Origin of the sequence: Sphingopyxis sp. OPL5, assembly GCF_003797775.2 — a bacterium.
In the GTDB taxonomy this organism is placed as follows: Bacteria; Pseudomonadota; Alphaproteobacteria; order Sphingomonadales; family Sphingomonadaceae; genus Sphingopyxis.
Window position 1 is genome coordinate 3,358,230 of record NZ_CP060725.1, and the last position, 26,414, is coordinate 3,384,643.

A 26,414-nucleotide genomic window follows, 5' to 3' on the forward strand; every position below is an offset into this window, starting at 1 on the left:
CCTATTTCACCGTGAAGCTGAATTCGCTGCCCATGCGGTGCGTGTCGGCACCGGCGGCCGACCATTTGACCTTATAGGTGCCGGGAACGAGCGCGCGTTTCGGCTGCAGCGTCATCGACTTGCCGTCCTTGCCGATCGCCGAGGTGAAGGCGATTTTCATCGGCGGATGATCCTTCATGCCGGGCATGCCCGTCATCACCAGTTCGGCCTTCACGGTCGAGGCGATCAGTTTTTCGCTGAACTTCAGTTGGACCGAAGTCACCTTCGACACGGTGCTGTTCGCGCTCGGTGTCGAACCGACGAGCTTGGTGTGCGCCAGCGCGGCACCGGGCGCCGATAGCAGCGCGATCGCGGCGGCGAGGTGAAGGGGGAACCACTTGGTCATAAAAAACTCCAATTGCATGTTCGTCTTGGCTATTACGCAGCCCGGTAGGGTTCCCCCTCGGGCAAATAGAGTTTTCACGGTGGGCGGCGGTTGAGGGGTAGGGCGCGGGCGCGCGTATAGTCCTTTCGAAAGGATTGGCGGAAAGCCGATGGACGACGAACTTCGGATTTTGAATGCGGCGGCGATGCCCGCCGCGCTGGACGCGCTCGACGACCGTGTGCTGCAGATGCTGGCCGCGCGCCGCCGCGAAGCCGCCGCGATGCGGCGGACGATCGCGCTCGCGGCGTTCGTCTCGCTCGGCGGCGGCATCGCGGCGGGCAGCCTGTTCGTGCCGCCCGCGGTTGCCGCCAGCCCGCTGACACCGCTGGTTCCGGCGAGTCCGCTGGCGCCGTCTACCTTGCTGGACGTGCGTTGACGATGGCTTCGCGCCGGTTGCTCATCATTGGCCTGATCGCCTTTCTGGCGGCGGTGGCGGGTGTGTTCGTTGGCCGGATACTCGTCGATGCGCCGCGCGCGAACGAGACCGAACTGCACGCGCTATTGCACCGCGAACTGAAATTGTCCGCCGATCAGGAAAAGAGGATCCATCTGATCGAGGCCCGGTTCGCCGCGCGGCGCGATGCGCTCGAGCTTGAGATGCGCGCCGCCAACATCCGGCTGGCGCAGGCGATCGACGCCGAGCATGGCTATGGACCGCAGGTTACCCAGGCGATCGACGAGACGCATGAGGTGATGGGCGACCTGCAAAAGGAAACGCTCCAGCACCTGTTCGCGATGCGCGGGGTGCTCGACCGCGAGCAGGCGGCGATGTTCGACAAGCGCGTGGTCAAGGCGCTGACCGCCGATGCGCGGTGAGCCTCGACCTGTCGCAATGTAGCGACGGCGAACTCGCCGCGCTCGCCGATGCGGGGCGGCAGGATGTCTATCGCGAATTTCTGGCCCGCTACAAGGCGCCGGTCTTTCGCCTGATCCGCGGCCATGTCGGCGATGCCGACGAGGCGATGGACCTGACGCAGGAAAGCTTCGTCGCGGGCTTTGCCGCGCTGCCGCGTTACGATCGCGAGCGGCCCTTTCGCCTGTGGATTTTGCGCATCGCGCTCAACAAGTGCCGCGACTGGGCGCGGCGGCGCGCGGTGCGGGCCTTTTTCGCGCGCGCGCTGCCGCTCGACAGCGCGCATGACGTGGCGATCGACGCGCCCGCCCCCGATGTCGAGGCGGAAAACCGGGCCGAACTCGCGCGCGTCCGCGCCGCGATGGCGGCGCTGCCCCACAATCTGCGCGAGGTGCTGGTGCTGCGCGGGGTCGAGGACCTCAGCCAGGCGGAAACCGCGGCGCTGCTGGCGGTCAGCGAAAAGACGGTCGAGACCCGGCTTTACCGCGCGCGCGGCAGGCTCCGGGCGCTGCTCGAAGGGGGCGAGGGCTAGGTCGGCGTGGACAAGCGCGGCGCCGGTCCGCAAAAGCCGGCAGCGGCAAGGGACGCCGGCGTCTCCTGCGTATGACATTGCAGACAGTCGGCAACCATCAGGAAGATCATGCAGATTAACAGGCGTCGTTTCGTGAGCGGAGCATTGGGTGGCGGAACCGCGGCCGCGCTCGCATCGTGGTTTCCGGTCTGGGCCCAGCCGGTCTCGCCCGGCATTGCGTCGACACTGCCCACCGTGTCGGGCAACGACATTACGCTGCGCATTGCGCGCCAGACGATGCGGGTCGATGGCAAGGTCAGCCGCGCGATCGGGATCAACGGCACCGTTCCCGCGCCGCTCGTCCGCCTGACGGAGGGGCAGCAGGCGCGCCTGACCGTGGTCAACGACCTCGACGAGGACAGCTCGATCCACTGGCACGGGCTGATCCTGCCCTTCCACATGGACGGTGTGCCGGGGGTCAGCTTTCCGGGCATCAAGCCCAAATCGACCTTCGTCTATGAATTTCCCGTCGTCCAGTCGGGGACCTATTGGTATCACAGCCATTCAGGGCTTCAGGAACAGATCGGCCATTATGGTCCGATCGTCATCGATCCGGCGGGCGCCGACCCCATCGCGTTCGACCGCGAGCATGTCATCGTCCTGTCGGACCACAGTCCGCTGTCGCCCGAGGCGATCTATCGCAAGCTCAAGGTCAATCCCGGCCATTTCAACCACCAGCGCCAGACGCTGGGCGGGCTGCTGGAAGGCAAGGACCAGCCGCTCAAGGACCGGATCGCGTGGGGCGCGATGCGGATGGACCCGACCGACATCGCCGACGTCAACGGCTCGACCTACAGCTTCCTCGTCAACGGCCACGGGCCGCGCGACAACTGGACCGCATTGTTCAACCCGGGCGAGCGCGTGCGGCTGCGCATCATCAACGCCTCGGCGATGTCGATCTTCAACATCCGGATTCCGGGGCTGCGGATGACCGTCGTCCAGGCCGATGGTCTCAACATCGTGCCGGTCGAGATCGACGAATTCCAGATTGCCGTCGCCGAAACCTATGACGTGATCGTCACCCCGGTCGAGGATCGCGCCTACACGCTGGTGGCCGAAGCCAACGACCGGTCGGGCATGGGTCGCGCCACCCTGGCGCCGCGCGCGGGCATGGTCGCCGCAGTGCCGCCGCTCCGCGCCCGTCCGCTCGCCACGATGAAGGACATGGGCATGGACATGGGCGGGAGCGGCGCCACCGGCGGCGATGCGGCGTGCGCACCCGAACATGCCGCGATGGGCCATTGCACTCCCGCGCCCGCCGACGGAGCAGCGCCGGACCATGCCGCCATGGGACATGGCGCCGGCGGCATGAAGCACAGCATGCGCGACTTCGACGTCGCGCCGCAGGTCAGGCGCGACCCGAGCGTCCAGACGATCTCGCCGATGCCGGTCGACCGCATGGGTGAGCCGGGGCAGGGGCTGGAGGATGTCGGGCATCGGGTGCTGACCTATCACGACCTGATCGCGCTCGATCGCAACCCCGATGTGCGCGCGGCCTCGCGCTCGCTCGACATCCACCTGACCGGCAACATGGAACGCTTCATGTGGTCGTTCGACGGGGTGAAAATGTCCGACCATCACGAACCCATCCCCTTCATCGAGGGCGAGCGGGTGCGGATCAACCTCATCAACGATTCGATGATGAGCCATCCCATCCACCTGCACGGCCATTTCTTCGAACTGGTCACCGGCAAGGGCGATCGCTCGCCGCGCAAGCATACGGTGCTGGTTCAGCCGGGCGGGACGGCGAGTTTCGATTTCACCGCCGACGCGCTCGGCGACTGGGCGTTCCACTGCCACCTCCTTTACCATATGCACGCCGGCATGATGCGCGTCGTCAGCGTCCGCCCGAAGGGAGAGGCCGCATGACCCGGCTCGCCCTGCTGCTTTCGGGCATCGCGCCGCTGGTTTTCGCGGTTCCGGCGGCGGCGCAGTCGATGGATCATTCGATGCATGGGTCGGCGGCGCCCGCACCGGCGACGAAACCCGCCGCCAAGGCGCCTGCCTGCCCGCCCGAACATGCCGCGATGGGGCATTGCACGCCCGACGAGGAAACGCCGCAGCCAGGCGAACCCGATGCGGAAATGCCCGACATGGGAACGATGGATCATGGCACGCCGGCGCCCTCCGATCCCGACTGTCCGCCCGAGCATGCGAGCATGGGGCACTGCACGCCGAAGGCGCCGGCGCCCGATGCGATGGGCGGTGCCAGCGGCACCGACCTGCCGCCCGGCGACGCGCCTGCGCCTTCGCCGCCGACCGACTGGTACGCCGATCGCATCTTTCCGGGCGGCGCGATGGAGCATTCGCGCCACGAGATGATGAAGGAGGGCGGCGACCAGAAGATCGCCTTCGTCAGCCTGAACCTTGCCGAATATCAGGCGCGCAAGGGGCGCGACGGCTTTCGCTGGGAGGGCGAGGGCTGGTACGGCGGCGACATCAACCGCCTGACGGTGAAGAGCGAAGGCGAGGCGGTGTTCGGCGAAGGCATCGAAAGCGGCGAGGTCCAGGCGCTCTACAGCCGCGCGATCGGTCCCTATTTCAACGCGCAGGCGGGTGTTCGCCAGGACTTTGGCCACGGCCCCGACCGGACCTATGCGACGATCGGTGTCGAGGGGCTTGCGCCCTATTGGTTCGAGGTCGAGGGGGCGCTGTTTCTGTCGAACAAGGGCGATCTGCTCGCCCGCCTCGAAGCCAGTTACGACCAGCGTTTGACCCAGAAGCTGATCCTCCAGCCCGCCGCCGAGGTCAATTTCGCGGCGCAGGATGTCCCCGAAAGCGGGATCGGTTCGGGGCTCTCCGACGTCGAACTCGGCCTGCGGCTCCGCTATGAGGTGGTCAAGGAATTCGCACCCTATGTCGGCGTCGAATGGGCGCGCAAGGTCGGCGACAGCGCCCGCTTCGCCCGCGCCGCAGGCGAGGATGCGAGCGGCGTCAGTTTCGTGATGGGGATCAAGGCCTGGTTCTGATGCGCGCGCCGCTGTTCCACGGATCGTCGCTTACCCCCAAATCTGTCCAACCGAGCAGCACGACGTCGAAGCGCCAGTGCGTTGCGCCGGGTTCGAACTGCGATCCGGTCGCGACCGTTTCGGGGAAAATATAGGCCGGGACGGCATCCGTTGCGGCACGCCGCTGCCAAGCTGGTCGTTCGATCCGGCTTGACCCTGTAGCAGCTACAGGGTGTAGGGAAGGCGCCGACTCGAACAACATCGGTGCAATATGATGCCAGACCATCGCTCCGCAGGAGGCTCAGGGGCCTCGCGTGCGACCCGTACCGCGGAGGCGCGGCACGGCGCATATCGCCAAGAGATCGATCATTTTCGGCGCGCACGCCGGGATCGCGATTGGGCCGCCTGCTGGCGGTATCTCGAGCGTGCCCATATCATCGCCCAGCCCCTGTTTCGGTTGCATATCTCCTCGCATGCCGAGATGCTGAAGTTCGCCGTCGCGCGGGGCGATGCCCGCGAGATATTCGGGCAGTTGCTGCGCATCATGCTGGTCCCGCTCGGCGCTCTCACCGGCCGGTTGCCCGCCGGCAACACCGGCCGCGCCCGCGTCAGCGCGTTCGTGCCGATGACGGTGCCTGACGATTTGCAGCCCTATGTGCGACCGGGTGCGCGATGATCGCCAGCTTGCCTGTCTCTCACGCGACTGTTAGTTGGCGGGCGATGCAGAAGGCCCTGGTCCAGTTCCTGTTGCTCATCGCGGCGCTGATGGCGGGCATGGACACGCGTGCCATGGCGGATGACAATGTGGCGGCGTCGGGCATTGTCGGCCATCATCATGACTTTGTGGAACCGTCGGATGACGCGGTTCACGGCGACAATTCGCCGACCGAAAGCGGCGGCGAAGTGGTGCATCATCATCATTGTCCGACCGGCCTTGTCGCGGACGAAGGCCTGGCGTCCGCGTCGGGGCCGCACGCACGCGACGTGCATCTGCCGCGCCTCGCCGTGGCGCTCGCATCGCGCAGCATCGCGCCACCAACCCAACCTCCCGCCGCCTGATCACTGCTTCGCGCGGGCATTTCGCCCGCGCTCCACGCATTGATCGGGAGTATTTATGTCGAAATCATCGGGCATCCTGCTGTTTGCAGGGATGCTGGCTATGTCGGTTCAACCGGCATTGGCCGAACCTGTCTCGCTGTCCGACGCCTTGGTGCGCGGACAAGAGGCCTCACCGCGGATTGCCAGAGCCAAGGCTGAGCTGAAGGCGGCCGAAGGCCGCGCGACGCAGGCTGGCGTGCGTCCAAATCCCACCATATCCGCCGAAGTCGAGAATTTTAGCGGCACCGGACCCTATCGGACCTTTGGCCAGACCGAGACGACCGTCGCGGTTTCGCAGCCCTTCGAGCTTGGCGGCAAAAGGCGTGCCCGCAAGGCGGTCGCCGCCGCCGAGCGCGAATTGGCCCGAATCTCACTGCGCAGCGCCGAGGCCGACCTGTCCTACGACATCATCGTGGCGCATGCCGAACTCCGCGCGGCGGAAGACCGGGCGGTGCTGTCGCAAAGCGTTCTCGCGCGGGCGGTCGAACTGGCTCGGATCGCGGAAACCCTCGTCGATGTCGGGCGCGATCCGCCGCTGACCAAGCTGCGCGCCGATGCGCTGCTCGCCGAGGCGAAGGCCGAAAGCCTGAAGACGATGGCGCAGTTGATGTCGGCTCGCCAAAAACTGGCTCTGTTCATCGGCAGCGATGATCCCGAGCTGTCGGCTGTTCGGCAGGACATCCTTTCGCTTCCCGCTCTCGCAGCCGATGCGCAGAGCCTCGACGAGCGGCTTGCCGCCGCCGAGCGCGATGCCGCCTCCGCACGGGTCCGGCAGGCGCAGGCCGAGGGCGTTCCCGACATCACGGCGTCAGGCGGGGTGCGGAACTTTCGCGAAAGCAAGGACACGGCGTTTATCGTTGGTGTTTCGATCCCGCTGCCGGTGTTCAATCGCAATCGTGGCAATATCGATGCGGCGCGCGCCGAAGGCGAGGCCGTGGAGGCCCAACTCGCACAGGCCCGCCTCGACACCCGCTTTTCGCGGCGTGATGCCGAACTGATGCTCTCGGCCGCCAACGAACGGGTGTCGGCGCTGTCGGGGGTCGGCCTGTATCAGGCTGGCGAAGCCGCGCGGGTCGCCGAGATCGGATACCAGCAGGGCAAGTTCACGCTCATCGAACTGATCGATGCCCAGGAGGCGCTGACCAGCGCCAATCTCAAACTCATCGAAGCCGAACTCGATCGCGCCCGCGCGTTTGCCGCGCTGGGCCGTGCGAACGCGCAATAGGGGACAAATACCATGCAAATCTTCGAAAACAAAAATCGCCTGATGGCCGCCGTCGCGGCCGGGGCGCTCGTTCTGGGTGGTGGCGGTATCTTGATCGGCCGCTCGACGACCGCACCTTCGGCCGTCGCACCCGCGGCGACTCCCGCCGAGGAGGAAGAGGAAGGCCATGTCGAAGGGCTGGTCCTGATGGACGAAGCGCGCGCCAAGGGGGCCGGCATCGTCACCGAGACGATCCAGGCCGGCGGTCTGGCCTCCGAGATATTGGCGCAGGGCGTCGTCGCATCGACCCCCGATGGCGAGGCGGTGCTGACGGCACGCGCCGACGGGGCGATCACCCGCATCCATCGCCGCCTTGGCGACGTCGTTCGCGCCGGTGAATCGGTGGCGGTGATGGAAAGCCGCGACGCGGCGGCCATCGCGTCCGAGCGGAGTTCGGCGACGGCGCGCCTGGCGCTCGCGCGATCGACCTATGCGCGCGAAAAGAAGCTGTTCGACGCCCGCATCACCGCAAAGCAGGACCTCGAGGCCGCCGCCGCAGCGCTGGCCGAAGCCGAAGCCGAGGCGCGGCGGGCGCAATCGGCTGCCGCCGCCGCCAAGGTGTCGGGCGATGGCCGCACCCTCGCGGTGACGAGCCTGATTTCGGGGCGGATCACCAAAGCGGACGCCAAGCTCGGTGCCTATGTGCTCGCCGGAACCGAGTTGTTCCGGGTCTCCGATCCCAATCATATCCAGATCAACGCCTCGGTGCTCGCGGCCGACGCCCGCCGGATCAGGCCTGGCGATACGGCCGTCATCGAACTGCTCGGCGGTGAGACCGTCAAGGCTGTGGTGCGCTCGGCCACCCCGAGCCTCGACGCCGAGAGCAAGACGGCGACGATCGTCGTCATTCCCGAAGGCATTGGCGGACTGACCCCCGGGCAAGGCCTTCGCGCCCGGATCAAGCCGCAAGGCACAGCGGATGCCACGCTGATCGCGCTGCCCGAAGAAGCCGTGCAGACGGTCGAGGGACGCGAGGTCGTGTTCGTCAGAACCGCCAAGGGCTTTCAGGCGACAACGGTGGTCACCGGCAAGCGCGGCGGCGGACGCATCGAGATTGTCGACGGGGTGAAGCCGGGCGCGGTCATCGCGACCAGGGGCGCCTTCCTGCTCAAAGCCGAAATCGGCAAGGGCGAGGCGGAGCATTGAGATGATCGAAAAACTTCTCGATGCGTCGATACGCTTTCGCTGGGCTGTGGTTCTCCTCACCCTCATCATCTCGGCCTACGGCCTGACGCAGCTGCTCAAGCTGCCGATCGATGCCGTCCCCGACATCACCAACAAACAGGTTCAGATCAACACCGTCGAACCCAATCTGGGACCACTCGACATCGAACGCCTCGTCACCTTCCCCATTGAAACCGCGATGGCGGGAATCCCGGGACTGCAGAGCTCGCGCTCGATTTCGCGCAACGGGTTCAGTCAGGTTACGGTGATCTTCGAGGACGATACCGATCTCTATTTCGCCCGTCAGCAGGTGGCGGAACGGCTGGGCCAGGCCAAGGGCACCTTGCCCGACGGCGCCGAGCCGCAAATGGGTCCGGTCTCCACGGGTCTCGGCGAAGTGCTGATGTACACCGTCGACTTTGCGCCGACGGCCAATGCGAAAAATCCCAAGATCGCCGGAAAGCCGGGCTTCCAGCCGGACGGCTCCTACAGGACCCCGACCGGCGAAATCCTCGTCGATGACGTCGCCAAGCTCGGTTATCTGCGGACCGTGCAGGACTGGGTGATCCGCCCACAACTGCGCTCGGTATCGGGGGTCGCCGGTATCGATTCGATCGGCGGTTATGAAAAGCAGTTCGTCGTCCAGCCCGACGCGACCAAATTGGCGAGCTATGGCATTTCATTCTCGGAACTCGCCGAAGCGCTCGAACGCGCCAATATCTCGGTCGGCGCGAACTTCGTCGAACGCGGCGGCGAGGCCTTCCTCGTGCGCGCCGATGGCCGCATTCGAACCCTCGACGAAATCTCCCGGGCGACCGTCGCGAACCGCGGCGGGGTGCCCGTCATGGTTCGTGATGTCGCGACCGTGCAGATCGGCGGCGAACTGCGCACCGGGTCGGCGTCCGAAAACGGCAAGGAACTGGTCGTCGGCACCGTCCTGATGCTCGCGGGCGGCAACAGCCGGATCGTGGCCTCGGCGGCGGCCGAACGCCTCGAGGATGTTGCGAGGTCGATGCCGCCGGGGATCGTCGTCAAGCCGGTGCTCGACCGCTCGCAACTCGTCGACGCGACGATCGGTACGGTCGAAAAGAACCTTGCCGAAGGCGCGTTGCTCGTCGCGGCGATATTGTTCTGGCTGCTCGGAAACTTCCGCGCCGCGGTCATCGCGACCTTGGTCATCCCGATCTCGTTCCTGGTCATGGGAACAGGAATGAACATCACCGGCACGTCGGGCAATCTCATGAGCCTCGGCGCGCTCGATTTCGGGCTGATCGTCGACGGCTCGATCATCATCATCGAAAATTGTCTCAGGCGATTGGCCGAGCGACAACATCATGAAGGACGATTGCTCTCGTTGAGCGAGCGGTTGCATGAGGTGTTCGAAGCCTCACGCGAAATGGTGAAGCCGACGATCTACGGCCAGGCGATCATCTTCCTCGTGTTCGTGCCGCTGCTCACCTTTACCGGGGTCGAGGGCAAGACCTTCTCGCCGATGGCGATCACGGTGTTGCTGGCGTTGGGCGGCGCGTTCATCGCATCGCTGACCTTCGTGCCGGCCATGGTTGCGTTGCTCCTGCGCGGCAAGGTCGCCGAGAAAGAAGTCCGTGCGATCGCTTGGGTCAAGGAGCGTTACGAACCTGTGCTGGGGCGCGTCATCGCGCGCCCCTGGCCGTGGATCGGTGCGGGCGGCGGGACGTTCGCGGCGGCCATCCTCGTGTTCGGGATGCTCGGAAGCGAGTTCATCCCGGTGCTCGGCGAGGGCAATCTTGCGATGCAGGCGCTCCGTATTCCCTCGACATCCTTGAACAAGTCGCAGGACATGCAGCTTCAGGTCGAAAAAGCGGTGTCGGCATTGCCCGAGGTTGCCTTCATCTATTCGAAGACGGGCACGGCCGAGGTCGCCAGCGACCCAATGCCGCCGAACGCGTCGGATACCTTCATCATCCTGAAGCCGCGGGGCGACTGGCCCGACGGCGTCCGTACGAAGGATGATGTGATCGAGCGGGTCGAGAAGAAGCTCGAACCTTTGGTCGGCAACGCCTTCGAAATCAGCCAGCCGATCCAGCTGCGTTTCAACGAGCTGATCGCCGGGGTGCGCGGCGATATCGCGATCAAGCTGTACGGCGACGATCTCGACGAGATGGGCCGCGCGGCGCAGCAGGTGGCGGCGATCCTGAACACCGTGCCGGGCGCCGCCGACGTCAAAGTCGAACAGACCGCGGGCTTCCCCGTGCTCGATGTCCAGTTCGACCGCGATGCCATCGCCCGATACGGTCTGACGCTTCGGGACGTCAGCGACACTGTCGCGGCGGCGCTCGGCGGGCGCGAAGCCGGGATCGTGTTCGAAGGCGACCGGCGTTTCGATATCGTCGTCCGGCTCGACCGGGCGACGCGCGACGATCTCGATGCGGTGGGGGCGCTCCCCGTGCTGCTGCCGGGCGAGGGTGGCGCGCGGGCATCGGTGCCGCTCGGCGAACTCGCCAAGTTCAGCTTCTCCGAGGGGCTCAACCAGGTCAGCCGTGAAAACGGCAAACGGCGCGTCGTCGTACAGGCCAACGTCCGCGGCAATGACCTCGGATCCTTCGTTGCGGAGGCGCAGGACAAGGTGAACGCGCAGGTGAAACTTCCCACCGGCAGCTTCATCGAATGGGGCGGGCAGTTCGAAAATCTGCAAGCCGCGTCGGCGCGCCTGTCGATCGTCATCCCGATCATCTTTGCCGCGATCTTCGGCATATTGTTCATGGCCTTGGGCGGCGTGCGGCAGGCGGTCGCGGTCTATTCGGCGATCCCGCTCGCCTTGGCAGGCGGGGTGTTTGCGCTCCTGCTCACGGGGTTACCCTTCTCGGTATCGGCCGCGGTGGGCTTCATCGTGCTTTCGGGCGTGACCGTGCTGAACGGCCTCGTTGTGATGACGAGCATCAACCAGCGCATCGACGAAGGAAAACCTGTGGACGTCGCGATCGGTGAAGGCGTCATGGAGCGGGTTCGCGCCGTACTGATGACCGGGATCGTTCCGGCCATCGGCTTCGTTCCGATGGCGCTGGCCACCGGCACCGGCGCCGAGGTACAGAAGCCGCTCGCGATCGTCGTGATCGGCGGTTTGATCACCTCGACGCTGCTGACCTTGTTCGTCTTGCCCGCAATCAGCCATTTGCTGCTTCGTGGGCGGGCGCGGGCGCATGTGGCGGGCGACTATGCCGACGTCACGGCGCTGGGCGAGCGGGCCATCGCCGCTGACCAGAAGTAGGGCGGAATCCTGCCGCACAGCCGGCCGGTACACACCGGCGGGCTGTGCGGCTCCGATGGGGAGGCCGCCATTGCATTCGCGAAACGGTCCGGTGATATACGGCCGGGCCATGACGGAGCGGATTCACTATCATCTGTTCGAGACCGCGGCGGGCTTCGCCGCGATCGGCTGGAACGACAAAGGGATTTCCAGCCTGCGGCTGCCTGCGGCGAGTGCGCACGAGGCGGAGCGTTCGCTGGTGCGCCGGTTTTCGATGGCGCTGCCGACCGAACCGCCGCCGGCGGTGCGGTCGGTGGTCGATGCCGTGGTGCGCTATTTTGCGGGCGAAAGGGTCGATTTCGCGGCGGTCCCGGTCGACATGGGCGAACAGTCGCTCTTTTTCGAGCAGGTCTACGCCTTCGTCCGCAAGCTCGGATGGGGGGAGGCGACGACCTATGGTGCGGTCGCGAAGGCTCTCGGTGCAGGTCCCGAATTTGCGCGAGACGTCGGCCAGGCGATGGCGAACAACCCGGTTCCGCTGATCGTGCCGTGCCACCGTGTGACCGGCGCCGGTGGCAAGATCGGGGGTTTTTCAGCCCCTGGAGGGTCGACGTCGAAAGCGCATATGCTCGCACTCGAAGGGGTCTCGATCGAAGCGGCCCCAACGTCCCGAAAGGCCGCGCCGGGCAAGACCGACACCCAGGCCGGTTTCGACTTCTAACCCACTCTAGTCGCCGCGCTGGAGCGTCATCGCCAGTTCCTCGACGTCGAGGTCGCGCTCCAGTTCGTGGAGAACCTCGTCCTCGATCAGCCCGGCGCGGTGGATGCGGATCAGTTCGGCGCGGCCCGCCGCGATGGCCTGAAGCAGCACGTCGAAATGCGCCCGCAAGCCGTCCATCGTCGTGCTGGCATCGGCTTCGTAGCGCTCCATGAAATTCATCCGTTTGCGATGCTCCTCGAGCATCATCGGATGGATGAGGGTGCCGTCCTCGTCATAGGCGAGTTTCTCGATCACCGCGAAGCGCGCGCGTGCCATCGCGGCTTCGGCGGCGGGCAACGCCATCTTGGCGGGCGGATCGACATCGACTGGTTTGACGCGGCGAATCAGCAGCCCGAGGCTCGATCCCTGGACGACCACCGTCACGAAGATCACCGCGAAGGCGCAGATCAGCATCAGGTCGCGGCCCGGCATGGCCATCGGCAGCGTCAGCGGCACCGCCAGCGTCACGACGCCGCGCATCCCGGCCCAGCTCAGTACCGTCGCCTGCCGCCAGCCGAGCGGTCGCGCGCGTTCGAGGCCCACCCGGCGCGCGGCTTCCAGCACTGCCTCCGACGCGAAGATCCAGACGAAGCGCGCGACGGTGACGGTCAGGACGACGCCGACCATCATGGTCACCCAGCTGCCCGGGATCGCGCCGATCCCGCCAATCCGCTCGATCGCGTCGCGCAGCGAAAAGCCGATCAGGATGAACACCAGCGCTTCGAGGACGAAGACCATGATCTGCCATCCCGAATTGGCGCGCAGGCGGACCGCGGCGGGCAGGATCTCATGCTGGTACCAGCCCATGGCGAGCCCCGCGGTGACCGTTGCGATCACGCCCGAGACATGGACGGTCTCGCCCGCGATATAGGCCGCCCAGCAGAGCAGGATCGTGATCAGCATGATCAGCATCGGATCGCTGAAGCGCTTCGCAAGGATGATCCAGCCCTTGGCGACTACGGCACCGACGACCACGCCGCCGAGTGCGACGAAGGCGAAGCTCTGCACGGCGTCGCCGGCGTCGAAAACCCCGCTGAGCGTTGCCGCGACCGCGAAGCGGAAGAGGATCAGGCCGGTCGCGTCGTTGAGCAGGCTTTCGCCCTCGAGCAGCGCTTCGAGCCGGCGGGGAAGGTGGACGCCCTTGAGCACCGCGCGCGCCGACACGGCATCAGGCGGCGAAACGATGGCGCCGAGCGCGAAACAGGCGGCCCACGGCAGCTCGGGTAGAATCCAGTGCGCGACCACGCCGACGACGAGGGTGGTGAAGACGACCGCACCCACCGCGAGCGACAGGATGCCGGGCAGATGGCGCCGGAAGCGCCCGAGCGCGGTGTAATAGGCGCCGTCCATCAGCAGCGGCGGCAGGAACAGCACGAGCGCGAGTTCGGGGTCGAGCGAAATATGTGGCAAGCCCGGAATGAAGGCCAGCGCACCGCCGCCCACAAGCAAAGCCGTTGCCGGCGGCCAGCGGAGCTTGAGCGCCAGCCAGTGCAGCACGATGACGAGGGCCAGGAGAGCGAGGACAAGTTCGAAGGCTTCGACGGCATGCATCGTTTCAGCTCCGATGCCCGGCGATGCCGAAAGAAGATGTCATGCCGAGCCCCCGCATTTTTTAGCCAGATACGGCACCGCTTCTGACGCCGTTTGCCGCCGCGATCAATGCTCTGGCGTGAAAGGGGGCAAAGAGGAACCTTTATCCCCCGTCCGCCGCGCTTGGCAGCCGCGACGGGGGAAAGGTTGTGTGTGCACAAGAGGAACATTAGGGGAACAAATGGACTCTGTCAACTCCTCTTGTCGTTACGGCGGCCATTGGTTCGACTGGTTGACGTAAACGTCAATTGGCGCCAAGGCCGGATCGTTCAACGAAAGGGAGAGACGATGGCGGAGCAACCCAAGTTCGACCTGACGGGCCGCGTCGCGCTCGTCACCGGGGCCTCGTCGGGGCTGGGTGCGGGTTTCGCGAGGGTGCTCGCCGCGTCGGGCGCGAAGGTCGTGCTCGCCGCGCGCCGCGCCGACAAGCTCGCCGAGCAAGTCGCGGCGATCGAGGCTGCGGGAGGGCAGGCGATAGCGGTGTCGATGGACGTCACCGACGAAGCCTCGACTATTGCCGCCTATGATGCCGCAGAGGCCGCGTTCGGCACGGTCGACACGATCGTCGCCAATGCCGGGGTCGCCACCGAGAAGATGGCCTTTGGGCTGTCGGTCGACGACGTCGATTTCCTGCTCGCGGCCAATGTTCGCGGCGTTTTCCTGACTGCGACCGAGGGCGCCAAGCGGCTCGACAAGGCGGGGGCCCGCGAGAAGCAGCATGGTCGCATCGTCCTGATCGGATCGATCACCGCCGAGAAGGTGTTTCCCGCGACCTCGGTCTATGGCGCGACCAAGGCGGCGGTGCGCCACCTCGGCAAGGCGCTGGCGCGCGAATGGGCGCGGCGCGGAATCAGCGTCAATGTCATCCAACCGGGCTATTTCGAATCCGAAATGACCGCTGAACTGTTCGACAGCGATGTCGGCGCGCAGATGGTGAAGAGCTTTCCGCGCCAGCGCATGCGTCCCGCTACCGACCTTCATACGCCGTTGCTCATGCTCTGCTCCGACGCGGCGCTCGGCATTACCGGCAGCGTGATCACCGTCGACGATGGGCAGACGCTGTGAGCGAGCTGCTGATCGAGACGCGTGGGCAGGTGGAGATCGCGACGCTCAACCGGCCCGATCGGCTGAACGCGCTCAGCGAAGGGCTGGTCGACGAACTCAACGCCTATTTCGGCGGCCTCGCCGATCGCAAGGAGGTGCGCGTCGTCATCCTGCGTGGGGCTGGGCGCGGTTTCTGTGCCGGGCTCGACATCCAGGAGGATCGGACGACCGACGAGACGCCGGTGCTGCGCACGCTGCGCACCCAGACGAGCATCGGCAACATCTATCGCAAGATGCGCGCCTGTCCGCAGCCGATCATCGCATTGGGCCATGGCGCCGCGGCGGGCGGCGGGCTGTCGCTGCTGCTCGCCTCGGACGTGCGCTATGGGACGCCCAGCTTCCGTTGCAACGCCGCCTATATCCGCATCGGGCTTGGCGGCTGCGACATGGCGTCGAGCTATTTCCTGCCGCGGCTCGTCGGGGCGAGTCTGGCGGCGGAGATGATCCTGACCGGGCGTTTCATCGATGCCGAGCGGGCTTTGCGCGCCGGGCTGATCAGCGAGATCGTCGAGGAAGAGGCGCTGCTCGACCGCGGCCTCGCGCTCGCCGACGAGATGCTGGCGACCGCGCCCTGGGGGCTGCGGCTTTCGAAACAGGCGCTCAATCTCAACATTGACGCGCAGAGCCTCGACGCCGCGATGGCGATCGAGGACCGGCAGCAGGTGATCCTGTCGGCGACCGAGGATCATAAGGAAGCGCTCGCCGCCTTCCTCGGCAAGCGTCCCCCGGAATATAGCGAACAGTGACCGGCACGCTCACCCTTTATGCCTTCAACACTGGCTGGTTCCAGTGCCGCCCGGGCTATTTCATCGAGGGCGAGGAGGGCGATTATCTCAAGGGGCCGGTTCCCTCTTATCTGATCGACCATCCGAAGGGCCGCGCGCTGTTCGATAGCGGCATGGGGGTGCGCTATCGCCGCACGCTCGAAACCGCGCTGCCGCCGAACAAGTTCGGGCTGCAATTTTTCGAGGGGCAGGAGATCGCGGCGCGGCTGAAAAGCATCGACGTCGACCCCGGCAGCATCGACTATGTCATCAACTCGCACCTCCACATCGACCATTGCGGCGGCAATGCCAGCCTGCCCAATGCGACGGTGATCGTGCAGTCGCGCGAACTCGCGGCCGCGCAGGCGACCGAGGAGGCGGGGCTGTACGAGGCGCTCGATTATGCCACCGGCCAGCCGGTGAAGGCGATCGACGGCGAGTGCGACCTGTTCGGCGACGGCAGCGTGCGGATCGTGCCGACCTATGGCCACACACCGGGGCACCAGAGCGTGATCGTCAAGCTGCCGAGCGGACGCGAGGTGCTGCTCGCGGCGGACTGCTGCTACACCGAACGCAACCTCGACCTGATGGTGCTGCAAAAAGCGGTGGTCGACCGCGAGGCGGGGATGCGAACGATGGCGTTTTTGCAGCAGCAGCGGGTAGCGGGGACGCAGATCCTGTTCGGCCACGACGGGCGCCAATGGGCGAGCGTCGAGGAGGGCAAGGCGATCGGGTGATGCCGATCCTCCCCGTTCCGGGGAGGATCCTAAAACTGCTTCGCCACCCGTTCGGCGAAATCGGGCGCCACCCCGGCGCTGTTGAACACCTCATGCGCCAGTCCGGCAGCCAGCGGCAAATCCGCCTGTTCGCGATAGAGCTTCTTGTACGCAAAGACGCTGTGCCGCGATTGGCCGGCAATCGCCTCGGCCAGCGTCCGCGTCGTCGCCTCCAGATCGGCATCGGCGACGCAATGATTGGCGAGGCCGATGCGCGCGGCCTCGGCGCCGCTCACCGGCAGGCCGGTGAAGCTCATCTCGCGTGCCTTCCAGGCGCCGACCCGGCGGGGGAGGCGCTGGCTCATGCCCCAGATCGGTACCAGCCCAAATTTGCCGTGCGTATCGGCGAAATGCGCGCTTGCGCCCGCGACGATGATGTCGCCGGCGAGCGCGAGCTCGAGGCCGCCGGTGAAGCAGCCACCCTGCACCGCGACGATCAGCGGTTGCGGCAGATCGGCCAGCTTCGTGACGATCGACGCCTGATAATGCGGACGGGGCGCTTGCAGCCCGCGCTCCTTGAGGTCGTTGCCCGCGCAGAACACCGGGCCGTCGGCGCGCAACACCACCGCGCCGATTGCATCGCCCGCGGCGGCAATCGCGTCGGCATGGGCGTCGAGTTCGCCCCACAGCGCAAGGTTGAGCGCGTTGCGCTTTGTCGCGCGGTTGAGCGTCAGGGTCGCGACGCCGTCCCTGTCCTCGCGCAAGACCAGTTCGTTCATGCCTTCGCCTCCGCCGCCATGATGGTTCGTCCATCGGACCCGATCGCCGCCATTTCCCAGCCGCCATCCTTCGCGCGCCCGACGAGGTGCATCGGTTCACCGACAAAGGCCGGTGCCTGCGCGCGCATCGTGAACGCCGTCAGCGCGTTGGCCCCCAGTTCGCGCTGCGCGAGGTCGAGCAGCAAGGTCGCGGTCAGCGGTCCGTGGACGACGAGGCCGCGATAGCCTTCCTCATCGCGGGCATAGGGCAGGTCGTAATGGATGCGGTGGCTGTTGAAGGTCAGCGCCGAATAGCGGAACAGCATCGCCTCGTTGGGCACCAGGTCGCGCCGCCATGTCCAGTCTGACAGATCGGGCGCGTTCGTCGATACTGGCGTGGGCGCGGGGGCTGCGGTGGGCGCGGGGGCGCGGAAGACGATCGTCTGGCGCTCGCTTACCGCCAGCACGCCGTCGGCGCGCGTTTCATGCTCGACCTCGGCAAAGACGAGTTGGCCGGTCGCGCCGCTCTTCTCCCTGATCGCCGCGAGCATCGAGGTCCGCGCGATCGCGGCGCCGGCCGCGATCGGGGCATGGAAGCGCACGTCGCTCGCCGCCCACATCCGGCGCGGCAACGGGATCGGCGGCATGAAACTGTCGGGACTGTCCGCGCGCAGCGGGTGGCCGTCGGGGCCGAGCGTCGCGGTCGGCGCGTCGGGCAGGCACAGGCACCAATGGATCGCCTGCGCGGCAACGTCGCCGGTCGCGTCGCTGTCGATCGTCGCGCGGAAGCGCGCGAGCGCGGCAGGCGTCAGCACATCCTGCTGCGTGATCCGGCGCCCGATCCATGCCGTCCAGTCCGCCATTCAAACCTCCCTGCCGCCTTGCGGTGCGGTTGCGGTAGGGCGTAATGCGGTGATCGAGAAGTCAAAAATAGGTGGCCCGCGCGGCGCGCGCGAGATCGTCATCGCGGCGTCGACGACAATGAAGCGATGGTTTCCCCCGATGCTCCTGCCCGTGATGAGGCCCGGCGACGGGCGATGGCGTGGCGGACCGAGCCTCGTGTGCGCCGCAACGCGAAAAACGGCAAAATCATACGAGAATACTATGCGACAGATTGTTTCGGTCTCTCGCATTCAAACGCGCGCCTCTCCTATTTGAGGGTCCGCAGACGACTCGTGCCACGCCCCGTGGCCAGCGCCATGCTGGAGCAAACCCATGCAGGACCTTCTCTGGATCGGCCTCATCCTCTGTCTGGTCGCGGCAAGCCTTGGCTATGCCCGCCTGTGCGACGACGCGTGAAGGACGGATGGCGATGACACTCGACCTCTGGCTCGCGGGCGCCACCGCGCTCGGTCTTCTTTTCTATCTCGTGGCCGTGCTCGCACGGCCCGAACGCTTCTAAGGGAGGCGAACCCATGACCTTTCAGGGATGGTTTCTCATCGTCGCGTTCGTCGCGATCCTGCTCCTGCTCTGCAAGCCGATGGGCCAATGGCTGTTCGCGCTCTACGAGGGGCGCCGGACGCCACTGCACCGCATATTCGGGCCGGTCGAAACCGGCTTTTACCGCCTGTCGGGTATCGACCCGAACGAGGAGCAGGGGTGGCGGCGCTACGCGATCCATATGCTGATCTTCAATGCGACGCTGCTGCTCTTCACCTATGCGATCCTGCGCCTGCAGGGCGTGCTGCCGCTCAATCCGCTCGGACATGACGGCACGAGCGCGGATCTCGCGTTCAACACGGCGATCAGTTTCACCGCCAACACCAACTGGCAGAGCTATGGCGGCGAGTCGACGATGTCGAACCTCAGTCAGATGCTTGGCCTTACCATTCACAATTTCCTCTCGGCTGCGACGGGGATTGCGCTCGCTTTCGCGTTGTTTCGCGGCTTCGCGAGGCGCGAGATGAAAACGATCGGCAATTTCTGGGCCGATATGACGCGCGTGACGCTCTACCTGCTGCTGCCGCTCTGCGTTGCCATCGCGATCTTCTACATCGCGAGCGGCGTGCCACAGACACTGGCGGGTTCGGTCGACGTGACGACGCTCGAGGGCGCGAAGCAGACGCTCGCGCTGGGTCCGGTCGCCAGCCAGGAAGCGATCAAGATGCTCGGCACCAACGGCGGCGGCTTCTTCAACGCCAACAGCGCGCATCCGTTCGAGAACCCGACCGCACTCACCAACCTCGTCCAGATGCTCTCGATCTTCGCGATCGGGGTCGGGCTGACCTGGACCTTCGGCCGCGCCGTGGGCAACCAGCGTCAGGGCTGGGCCATCCTCGCCGCGATGATGACGCTGTTCGTTGCTGGCACCGCCATCACCTATTGGCAGGAAGCCGCCGGCAACCCGATCCTTCACCAGCTTGGCGCCGCCGGCGGCAATATGGAAGGCAAGGAAGTTCGCTTCGGCATCGCGGCCTCGTCGCTCTTCTCGGTCGTCACCACCGCGGCGTCGTGCGGCGCGGTCAATGCGATGCACGACAGCTTCACCGCGCTCGGCGGGATGATCCCGCTGTTCAACATGCAGCTTGGCGAAGTCGTCATCGGCGGCGTTGGCGCGGGCATCTATGGCTTCCTGCTCTTTGCAATCCTCGCGATCTTCGTCGCGGGTCTGATGGTCGGGCGTACCCCCGAATATGTCGGCAAGAAGATCGAGGCGCGCGAGGTCAAGCTCGCGGTGCTCGCGATCGCGGTGCTGCCGCTGATCATACTCGGCTTCACCGCGATCGCGTCGGTCACCGAGGCGGGGCTGGCCGGGCCGCTCAACAAGGGGCCGCACGGCTTCTCGGAGATCCTCTACGCCTTCACCAGCGCGGTCGCGAACAACGGGTCGGCCTTTGCGGGCCTCACCGCCAACACGCCTTTCTATAATGGCATGCTGGGCGTCGCGATGTGGATCGGCCGTTTCTTCATCATCATCCCCATGCTGGCCATCGCGGGCGGCCTGGCGGCGAAGAAATATACGCCCGAATCGGCGGGCAGCTTCCCCACCACGGGGCCGCTGTGGACGGGCTTGCTGATCGGCATCGTGCTGATCGTCGGCGGTCTGACCTTCCTGCCCAGCCTCGCGCTCGGTCCAATCGCCGATCATCTCGCGATGATCAACGGCCAGCTCTTTTAAGGATCTGCACATGGCTCGGTCTGAAACCAAGTCTCTGTTCACGGCAGACCTGATCGTTCCGGCGATCGGTGACGCCTTCCGCAAACTCAACCCCAGGGAACTTATCCGCAATCCGGTGATGTTCACCACGGCTGTCGTAGCGACCTTGCTGACGGTTCTCCTCGCCGTCGGTCAGGACGGCCTTGCCACCGGCTTCAAGCTGCAGCTCGTGATCTGGCTCTGGCTGACCGTGCTGTTCGGCACCTTTGCCGAAGCGCTCGCCGAAGGGCGCGGCAAGGCGCAGGCGGCTTCGCTGCGCGCCACGAAGGCCGAACTGACCGCCAAGAAGCTGAAGGGCACCGGAAAGGCGTTTGAAAACGTTCCTGCCAGCGCGCTTCGGGTCGGCGACGTCGTGCTCGTCGAGACCGGCGACCTGATACCGTCGGACGGCGAAGTCGTCGGCGGTGTCGCGTCGGTCAATGAAGCGGCGATCACCGGCGAAAGCGCGCCGGTGATCCGCGAGGCGGGCGGCGACCGCTCGGCGGTCACCGCCGGTACCCGCGTGATCTCCGACGAGATCCGCGTCCAGGTGATGGTCAATCCGGGGCAGGGCTTCCTCGACCGGATGATCGCGCTCGTCGAAGGCGCCGAGCGGCAGAAGACCCCGAACGAAATTGCGCTGACCCTGCTGCTCGTCGGCCTCACGATCATCTTCCTGATCGCGGTCGGCACGATCCCGGCATTTGCGAACTATGCGGGCGGCAGTATTCCGGTCGCAATCCTCGCGGCGCTGTTGATCACGCTCATCCCGACGACGATCGCGGCCTTGCTCTCGGCGATCGGCATCGCGGGCATGGACCGCCTTGTGCGCTTCAACGTGCTCGCCAAGTCTGGCCGCGCGGTCGAGGCGGCGGGCGACATCGATGTGCTGCTGCTCGACAAGACCGGCACGATCACCGTCGGCGACCGGCAGGCGACCGAATTCCGTCCGGTTGGCGGCCAGTCGATGGCTGTCCTCTCGGAGGCGGCGCTGCTCGCCAGCCTCGCCGACGAAACCCCCGAAGGCCGCTCGATCGCCGCACTCGCGCGCGAGAAATTCGGCCGGACGGTGACCGAACTGCCTAAGGGCGCGGAGATCATCCCCTTCACTGCGCAGACCCGCATCTCAGGCATCAAGATCGGTCAGAGCGTGATCCAGAAAGGCGCCGTGGATTCGGTCCTCAAGGCAAATCCCGGTGCAGGGGCAACCGCCGCTGCGACCGAGCTGCGCCGCATCACCGACGAAATCGCGCGCGCCGGCGGCACCCCGCTCGCCGTGGCGAAGGACGGCGAGTTGCTCGGCGCGATCTTCCTGAAGGACATCGTCAAGGCGGGCATTCGCGAACGCTTCGGCGAGCTGCGCGCGATGGGCATTCGCACCGTGATGATCACCGGCGACAATCCGCTCACCGCCGCGGCGATCGCCGCCGAGGCCGGGGTCGACGATTTTCTCGCGCAGGCGACCCCCGAGGACAAGCTCGAGCTGATCCGCAAGGAACAGGCCGGCGGGCGGCTCGTCGCGATGTGCGGCGATGGCACCAACGACGCCCCGGCGCTTGCGCAGGCCGACGTCGGGGTCGCGATGAACACCGGCACGCAGGCGGCGCGCGAGGCGGGCAATATGGTCGATCTCGACAGCGATCCGACCAAGCTGATCGAGGTCGTCGGCCTCGGCAAGCAATTGCTGATGACGCGCGGCGCGCTGACGACCTTTTCGGTCGCGAACGATGTCGCCAAATATTTCGCGATCATCCCGGCGATGTTCATCGTGCTCTATCCGGGATTGGGCGTGCTCAATGTAATGGGGCTGAGCAGTCCTGAGAGTGCGATCCTGTCGGCGATCATTTTTAACGCGCTGATCATCCCGCTGCTTGTGCCGCTGGCGCTGAAAGGCGTCACCTACAAGCCGATGGGGGCGGGCCCGCTGCTCGCCCGCAATCTCGCCGTCTACGGCCTCGGCGGCCTCGTGGCACCTTTTGTCGGCATCAAGCTGATCGACCTCGCGGTCGGCGGCCTGGGTCTCGTCTGAGGATATGACAATGAACAAGGATTTCATCACCTCGCTGCGTCCGGCGCTCGTCATGACGCTGCTGTTCGCGCTGCTCCTCGGGCTCGCTTATCCGCTGGCGCTCACCGGTATCGGGCAGGCGCTCTTCCCCAATCAGGCGAACGGCAGCCTCGTGGAAGAGAAGGGCCGCGTGGTTGGCTCGACCGTTGTCGGCCAGGCCTTCACGTCGGAGCGCTATTTCAACACGCGGCCTTCCGCGGCGGGTGACGGCTATGACGGTCTGGCATCGTCGGGGTCGAACCTCGGGCCGACGTCGCAGGCGCTCGTCGACCGGGTCAAGGGCGATGTCGAGAAACTGAAGGCCGCCGAACCCGGCAAAGCCGTTCCGTCCGACATGGTGACCGCATCGGGGTCGGGCCTCGATCCCGACATCACTCCCGAGGCGGCCTTCTATCAGGTCGATCGGGTGGCGCGGGCCCGCGGACTCACACCGGATGCCGTCCGCGGGCTGGTCGAACAGAGCGTTGACAAGCCGCTCCTCGGCATTCTCGGCGAGCCGCGGGTGAATGTGTTCGAGCTCAATCGACGACTCGATGCTTTTGGCGCTAAACCCGCCGCGTGACAGAGAAGGATCGACCATCACCAGAGGCCTTCCTGCGCCAGGCGGCGCAGGAAGGCCGCGGCCGTCTGAAAGTCTTTCTGGGCGCAGCCCCCGGGGTCGGCAAGACGTGGGAGATGCTCACCGACGGGCGGCAACGGCGCGAGGCCGGGGTCGATGTCGTGATCGGCGTGGTCGAGACCCACGGCCGCCGCGAGACCGAGGCGCTGGTCCACGGCCATGAGATCATCCCGCGCCGCGCCGTCGATCATCAGGGACATAGCCTTGGTGAAATGGACATCGACGCGATCCTCGAACGCCGTCCGGGACTGGTGCTGGTCGATGAACTTGCCCATTCAAACGCGCCGGGCAGCCGGCATCCGAAGCGTTACCAGGATGTCGAGGAACTGCTCGATGCCGGCATCGACGTCTATTCGACGATCAACATCCAGCACGTCGAGAGCCTGAACGACGTCGTCGCCTCCTTCACCCGCGTTCGTGTGCGCGAGACGGTGCCCGACTCGATCCTCGAAAATGCCGAGATCGAGGTGGTCGATATTCCACCCGACGAGCTGATCGAGCGGCTGCGCGACGGCAAGGTCTATATTCCGCAGGAGGCGAGCCGCGCGCTCACCCATTTCTTCTCCAAGTCCAACCTGACCGCGCTGCGCGAATTGGCGCTCCGCCGCGCGGCGCAGGCGGTCGACGCGCAGATGCTCGAACATGTCCGCGCCAATGCGCTGGCGGGCAGCTTCGCGGTCGGCGAACGGATCGTCGTTGCGGTCAGCGAACTGCCCGTCGCCGCCGAACTCGTCCGCGCCGGGAAGCGGCTCGCCGACGCGCTGAGGGCGCCGTGGACCGCGGTCTATATCGAGACGCGGCGAAGCCAGGCGATGTCGGATGACGATCGGCGGCAGCTTGCCGACACGCTCGCGCTCGCCTCGCGGCTCGGTGCCTCGACCGCCACCGTGCCGGCGGCGAGCGTCGTGGAAGGGCTGCGCGCCTTTGCCGGCGAGGCACGGGCGACCCAGATCGTCATCGGCAAGTCGAGCCGCCCCTGGTGGTTCGAAATGCGCCATGGCTCGGTCGTCGACCAGCTCGTCCGGACGATCGACGATGTCGCCATCCATGTGCTGCCCGGCGAGCCTGCCGCGCGGTCCGGACAACAGCGTGGCCGCCTTGTCGTTCCCGGGCGCTGGGGGCGGCCGGCGGACTATGTCTGGTCGCTGATCATGGTCGCCGCGATGACGGCGCTGGGCCGCCTGCTCCTCGCGGCTATCGACCTCGGCAATATCGCCTTGCTCTATCTGGTGCCGGTCATGTTCGCCGCCGCGACGTTCGGCGTGCGCGCCGGCCTGTTCGCGGGCCTTGCATCGAGCCTTGCCTATAATTTCTTTTTCCTGCCGCCGACCGGCACGCTCACCGTCAACAATCCGGAAAATGTCGTCAGCATTCTCGTGCTGCTCGGCGTCGCGGTGGTCACCAGCCAGTTCGCCGCGCGGGTGCGCGCGCAGGCCGATCTGGCGCAGTGGAGCGCGCGCCAGAATGCGGCGCTCGCCAGCTTCTCGCGGCAGCTGACCGCTGCCCCCGACCAGGACACGCTGATGCACGCGATCTGTGCCGAGGTCGGGCGTCTGCTCGATGTCCGCACGGCATTGTTGCTGCCGTCCGCTGACGGGCCGACGTTGCGCGCCGCGGTGCCGCCCGAAGATCGGCTCGAGCAGATCGAACGGGCCGCGGCACAATGGGCGATGGACAATGAACAGCCCGCCGGGCGCGGGTCGTCGACGCTCACCGCGTCGGACTGGCTGTTCCATCCGCTGCGCACGACGCGCGGTGTGCTCGGCGTCCTCGGCATGACCCGTGACGATGCGCGCGAACCCATCCGGTCCGATCAGGTGCCGCTGCTGATGAGCCTGCTCGACCAGGCGTCGATCGCGCTCGACCGCATGGCGCTCGAAGAAGCGTCTCTTCATGCGCGGCAGGTCGACGAGCGCGATCGTTTGCGTTCGGCCCTGCTGTCCTCGGTCAGCCACGATCTCAGGACACCGCTCACGACGATCCTCTCGGCGGCGCAGGAAATGCAGCGCCACCCGTCGCCGCAACTGGCCGAGACCATCGAGACCGAAGCGCGCCGCCTCAACCGCTTCGTGTCGAACCTGCTCGACATGGCGCGCGTCGAAGCGGGCGCCTTGCCGTTGAAGGTCGAGGCGACCGAACTGTTCGACGCCGCGGCGAGTGCGGCGCACGACACACGGGCGTCGCTGACCGGCCATGAGGTGAAGATCGATATCTCACCCAATATTCCGCTGGTCCGCGTCGATCCTGTGCTGCTCCACCATTGCCTGATCAACCTGCTCGACAACGCCGGGCGCTATGCCGATCCCGATACGCCGATCGTCATCCGGGCGCGGCGCATGGCGGATGCGATCCTGTTGTCGGTCATCGACCAGGGACCGGGTATCGCGCCCGGGAATGAGAAGCGCGTCTTCGAAACCTTTACCCGCCTCGAAGGAAGCGACCGCGCGAAGCACGGCACCGGGCTTGGCCTCGCCATCGTCAAGGGCTTTGCCGAGGCGATGGGGCTGTCGGTCGAGGCGGGCAACAATGCCGAGCCGCATGGCGCCTGCTTCACCATCCGCATCCCCGAAACGCTGATCATCACGCATCCGATCGACAAGGACATATCATGAAAGTGCGTCACAAGGTCTTGATCGTCGATGACGAGTTCCACATTCGCCGCCTGATCCACGCGGCGCTGGCGCGCGCCGACTATGCGATCGTCGAGGCGGAAAATGCGCGCGAGGCGATCGAGCGTCTGCGTGAAGAGCGTCCCGACATCACGCTGCTCGATCTCGGGCTGCCCGACCGCGACGGACTCGAGCTGGTTCCGCTCTTCAAGCAGCAGTCCGATACGACGCTGATCGTCGTGTCTGCGCGCGATGCGACCGAAGAGAAGGTCGCGGCGCTCGATCTCGGCGCCGACGATTATCTGACCAAACCCTTCGACACCGACGAGCTGCTCGCCCGTGTGCGCGTCGCTTTGCGCAACCGCCTGACCCGTGACGGCGGGAACCTGACCCTGTCGGTGGGTGATGTGACGATGGACCTGATCGCGCGGACGGTGACCAAGGCGGGGAAGGAGGTGCATCTGACGCCCAAGGAATATGCCGTGCTCGCGCAACTCGCGCGGTTCCCCGGCCGGGTCATAACGCACAACCAGATCATGAACGAGGTCTGGCCGACCGAGCATGAGCATCATGTCGAATATCTCCGCGTTCTCGTCCGGACCTTGCGCCAGAAGCTCGAAGCCGATCCGCAGCAGCCGCAGATCATCTGCAACGAACTCGGCATCGGCTATCGCCTGCGCCTCGGCGATCCTCTTGCGGAGGAGGGCGCGTCGGCGCGCTGAGTGGGAGGCGGCGCGCTGT

The 26,414-nt window shown here is 66.2% G+C and carries 24 protein-coding genes; 20 read left to right on the forward strand and 4 right to left on the reverse strand.

Features of this window, described 5'->3' with window-relative positions; genetic code table 11:
• Position 1: 1 nt before the first annotated feature.
• Complete coding sequence (gene copC, locus EEB18_RS16195) at positions 2-385, reverse strand: copper homeostasis periplasmic binding protein CopC (protein ID WP_187141864.1); 384 nt, start codon at positions 383-385, stop codon at positions 2-4.
• 148 nt (positions 386-533) lie between these two features.
• Between copC and EEB18_RS16200 the strand changes: the two genes are divergently transcribed.
• The 11 genes from EEB18_RS16200 (at position 534) to EEB18_RS16250 (ending at position 12,269) form a co-directional block, all read left to right on the forward strand.
• Positions 534-800, forward strand: a complete 267-nt coding sequence (locus EEB18_RS16200) for a hypothetical protein (protein ID WP_056346535.1) — start codon at positions 534-536, stop codon at positions 798-800.
• Positions 801-802: 2 nt separating this feature from the next.
• Complete coding sequence (locus EEB18_RS16205; RefSeq protein WP_187141863.1) at positions 803-1,240, forward strand: periplasmic heavy metal sensor; 438 nt, start codon at positions 803-805, stop codon at positions 1,238-1,240.
• A complete protein-coding gene (locus tag EEB18_RS16210; RefSeq protein WP_187141862.1) occupies positions 1,237-1,809 on the forward strand; it encodes an RNA polymerase sigma factor in 573 nt (190 codons plus the stop codon). The genes EEB18_RS16205 and EEB18_RS16210 overlap by 4 nt, the downstream gene beginning before the upstream one ends.
• 108 nt (positions 1,810-1,917) lie before the next feature.
• Entirely contained in the window at positions 1,918-3,717 is a 1,800-nt protein-coding gene (locus EEB18_RS16215; RefSeq protein ID WP_187141861.1) for a copper resistance system multicopper oxidase, read from the forward strand.
• Positions 3,714-4,817: a copper resistance protein B gene (locus tag EEB18_RS16220; protein WP_187141860.1), complete on the forward strand. Its 1,104-nt coding sequence runs from the start codon at positions 3,714-3,716 to the stop codon at positions 4,815-4,817. The genes EEB18_RS16215 and EEB18_RS16220 overlap by 4 nt, the downstream gene beginning before the upstream one ends.
• A gap of 253 nt (positions 4,818-5,070) precedes the next feature.
• On the forward strand, positions 5,071-5,472 hold the full coding sequence (locus EEB18_RS16225; RefSeq protein WP_187141877.1) for a DUF3703 domain-containing protein: 402 nt from the start codon (positions 5,071-5,073) through the stop codon (positions 5,470-5,472).
• 44 nt (positions 5,473-5,516) lie between these two features.
• Positions 5,517-5,855, forward strand: coding sequence for a hypothetical protein (locus tag EEB18_RS16230; RefSeq protein WP_056346542.1), 339 nt, complete (start codon positions 5,517-5,519; stop codon positions 5,853-5,855).
• A gap of 100 nt (positions 5,856-5,955) precedes the next feature.
• On the forward strand, positions 5,956-7,119 hold the full coding sequence (locus tag EEB18_RS16235; RefSeq protein ID WP_187141859.1) for a TolC family protein: 1,164 nt from the start codon (positions 5,956-5,958) through the stop codon (positions 7,117-7,119).
• Between the two features lie 42 nt (positions 7,120-7,161).
• Positions 7,162-8,304: an efflux RND transporter periplasmic adaptor subunit gene (locus EEB18_RS16240; RefSeq protein WP_262407960.1), complete on the forward strand. Its 1,143-nt coding sequence runs from the start codon at positions 7,162-7,164 to the stop codon at positions 8,302-8,304.
• Between the two features lies 1 nt (position 8,305).
• Complete coding sequence (locus tag EEB18_RS16245) at positions 8,306-11,569, forward strand: efflux RND transporter permease subunit (protein WP_187141857.1); 3,264 nt, start codon at positions 8,306-8,308, stop codon at positions 11,567-11,569.
• A gap of 109 nt (positions 11,570-11,678) precedes the next feature.
• Complete coding sequence (locus EEB18_RS16250; protein ID WP_187141856.1) at positions 11,679-12,269, forward strand: methylated-DNA--[protein]-cysteine S-methyltransferase; 591 nt, start codon at positions 11,679-11,681, stop codon at positions 12,267-12,269.
• Between the two features lie 6 nt (positions 12,270-12,275).
• Here the strand turns inward: EEB18_RS16250 and EEB18_RS16255 are convergent, their stop codons facing one another.
• Complete coding sequence (locus EEB18_RS16255; RefSeq protein ID WP_187141855.1) at positions 12,276-13,859, reverse strand: Na+/H+ antiporter; 1,584 nt, start codon at positions 13,857-13,859, stop codon at positions 12,276-12,278.
• Positions 13,860-14,186: 327 nt separating this feature from the next.
• Between EEB18_RS16255 and EEB18_RS16260 the strand changes: the two genes are divergently transcribed.
• Genes EEB18_RS16260 through EEB18_RS16270 form a run of 3 tightly spaced genes read left to right on the forward strand, consistent with a single transcriptional unit; the run spans position 14,187 to position 16,503 of the window.
• Positions 14,187-14,963: an SDR family NAD(P)-dependent oxidoreductase gene (locus EEB18_RS16260; RefSeq protein ID WP_056346555.1), complete on the forward strand. Its 777-nt coding sequence runs from the start codon at positions 14,187-14,189 to the stop codon at positions 14,961-14,963.
• Complete coding sequence (locus tag EEB18_RS16265; protein WP_187141854.1) at positions 14,960-15,748, forward strand: enoyl-CoA hydratase/isomerase family protein; 789 nt, start codon at positions 14,960-14,962, stop codon at positions 15,746-15,748. The genes EEB18_RS16260 and EEB18_RS16265 overlap by 4 nt, the downstream gene beginning before the upstream one ends.
• Entirely contained in the window at positions 15,745-16,503 is a 759-nt protein-coding gene (locus tag EEB18_RS16270; protein ID WP_187141853.1) for an N-acyl homoserine lactonase family protein, read from the forward strand. The genes EEB18_RS16265 and EEB18_RS16270 overlap by 4 nt, the downstream gene beginning before the upstream one ends.
• 29 nt (positions 16,504-16,532) lie before the next feature.
• Here the strand turns inward: EEB18_RS16270 and EEB18_RS16275 are convergent, their stop codons facing one another.
• Positions 16,533-17,261 (reverse strand): enoyl-CoA hydratase/isomerase family protein, encoded by a 729-nt coding sequence (locus EEB18_RS16275; RefSeq protein ID WP_187141852.1) that lies wholly within the window; start codon positions 17,259-17,261, stop codon positions 16,533-16,535.
• Entirely contained in the window at positions 17,258-18,103 is an 846-nt protein-coding gene (locus EEB18_RS16280; protein ID WP_187141851.1) for a MaoC family dehydratase N-terminal domain-containing protein, read from the reverse strand. The genes EEB18_RS16275 and EEB18_RS16280 overlap by 4 nt, the downstream gene beginning before the upstream one ends.
• 449 nt (positions 18,104-18,552) lie before the next feature.
• Here EEB18_RS16280 and EEB18_RS16285 point away from each other — a divergent pair, with 449 nt between their 5' ends.
• From EEB18_RS16285 to EEB18_RS16310, 6 genes are read left to right on the forward strand one after another with little or no spacing between them, the layout of a single operon-like run.
• Entirely contained in the window at positions 18,553-18,642 is a 90-nt protein-coding gene (locus tag EEB18_RS16285; protein ID WP_056347272.1) for a potassium-transporting ATPase subunit F, read from the forward strand.
• 13 nt (positions 18,643-18,655) lie between these two features.
• Positions 18,656-20,359 (forward strand): potassium-transporting ATPase subunit KdpA, encoded by a 1,704-nt coding sequence (gene kdpA / locus EEB18_RS16290; protein WP_187141850.1) that lies wholly within the window; start codon positions 18,656-18,658, stop codon positions 20,357-20,359.
• A 10-nt stretch (positions 20,360-20,369) separates the two neighbouring features.
• The gene (kdpB, locus tag EEB18_RS16295; RefSeq protein ID WP_187141849.1) at positions 20,370-22,406 is read left to right on the forward strand and encodes a potassium-transporting ATPase subunit KdpB; all 2,037 of its coding nucleotides are present in this window, start codon (positions 20,370-20,372) and stop codon (positions 22,404-22,406) included.
• A gap of 10 nt (positions 22,407-22,416) precedes the next feature.
• Entirely contained in the window at positions 22,417-23,007 is a 591-nt protein-coding gene (gene kdpC / locus EEB18_RS16300; RefSeq protein WP_187141848.1) for a potassium-transporting ATPase subunit KdpC, read from the forward strand.
• Positions 23,004-25,676: a sensor histidine kinase gene (locus tag EEB18_RS16305; protein WP_187141847.1), complete on the forward strand. Its 2,673-nt coding sequence runs from the start codon at positions 23,004-23,006 to the stop codon at positions 25,674-25,676. The genes kdpC and EEB18_RS16305 overlap by 4 nt, the downstream gene beginning before the upstream one ends.
• Entirely contained in the window at positions 25,673-26,395 is a 723-nt protein-coding gene (locus EEB18_RS16310) for a response regulator (protein WP_187141846.1), read from the forward strand. The genes EEB18_RS16305 and EEB18_RS16310 overlap by 4 nt, the downstream gene beginning before the upstream one ends.
• The last annotated feature ends 19 nt before the right edge of the window (positions 26,396-26,414 follow it).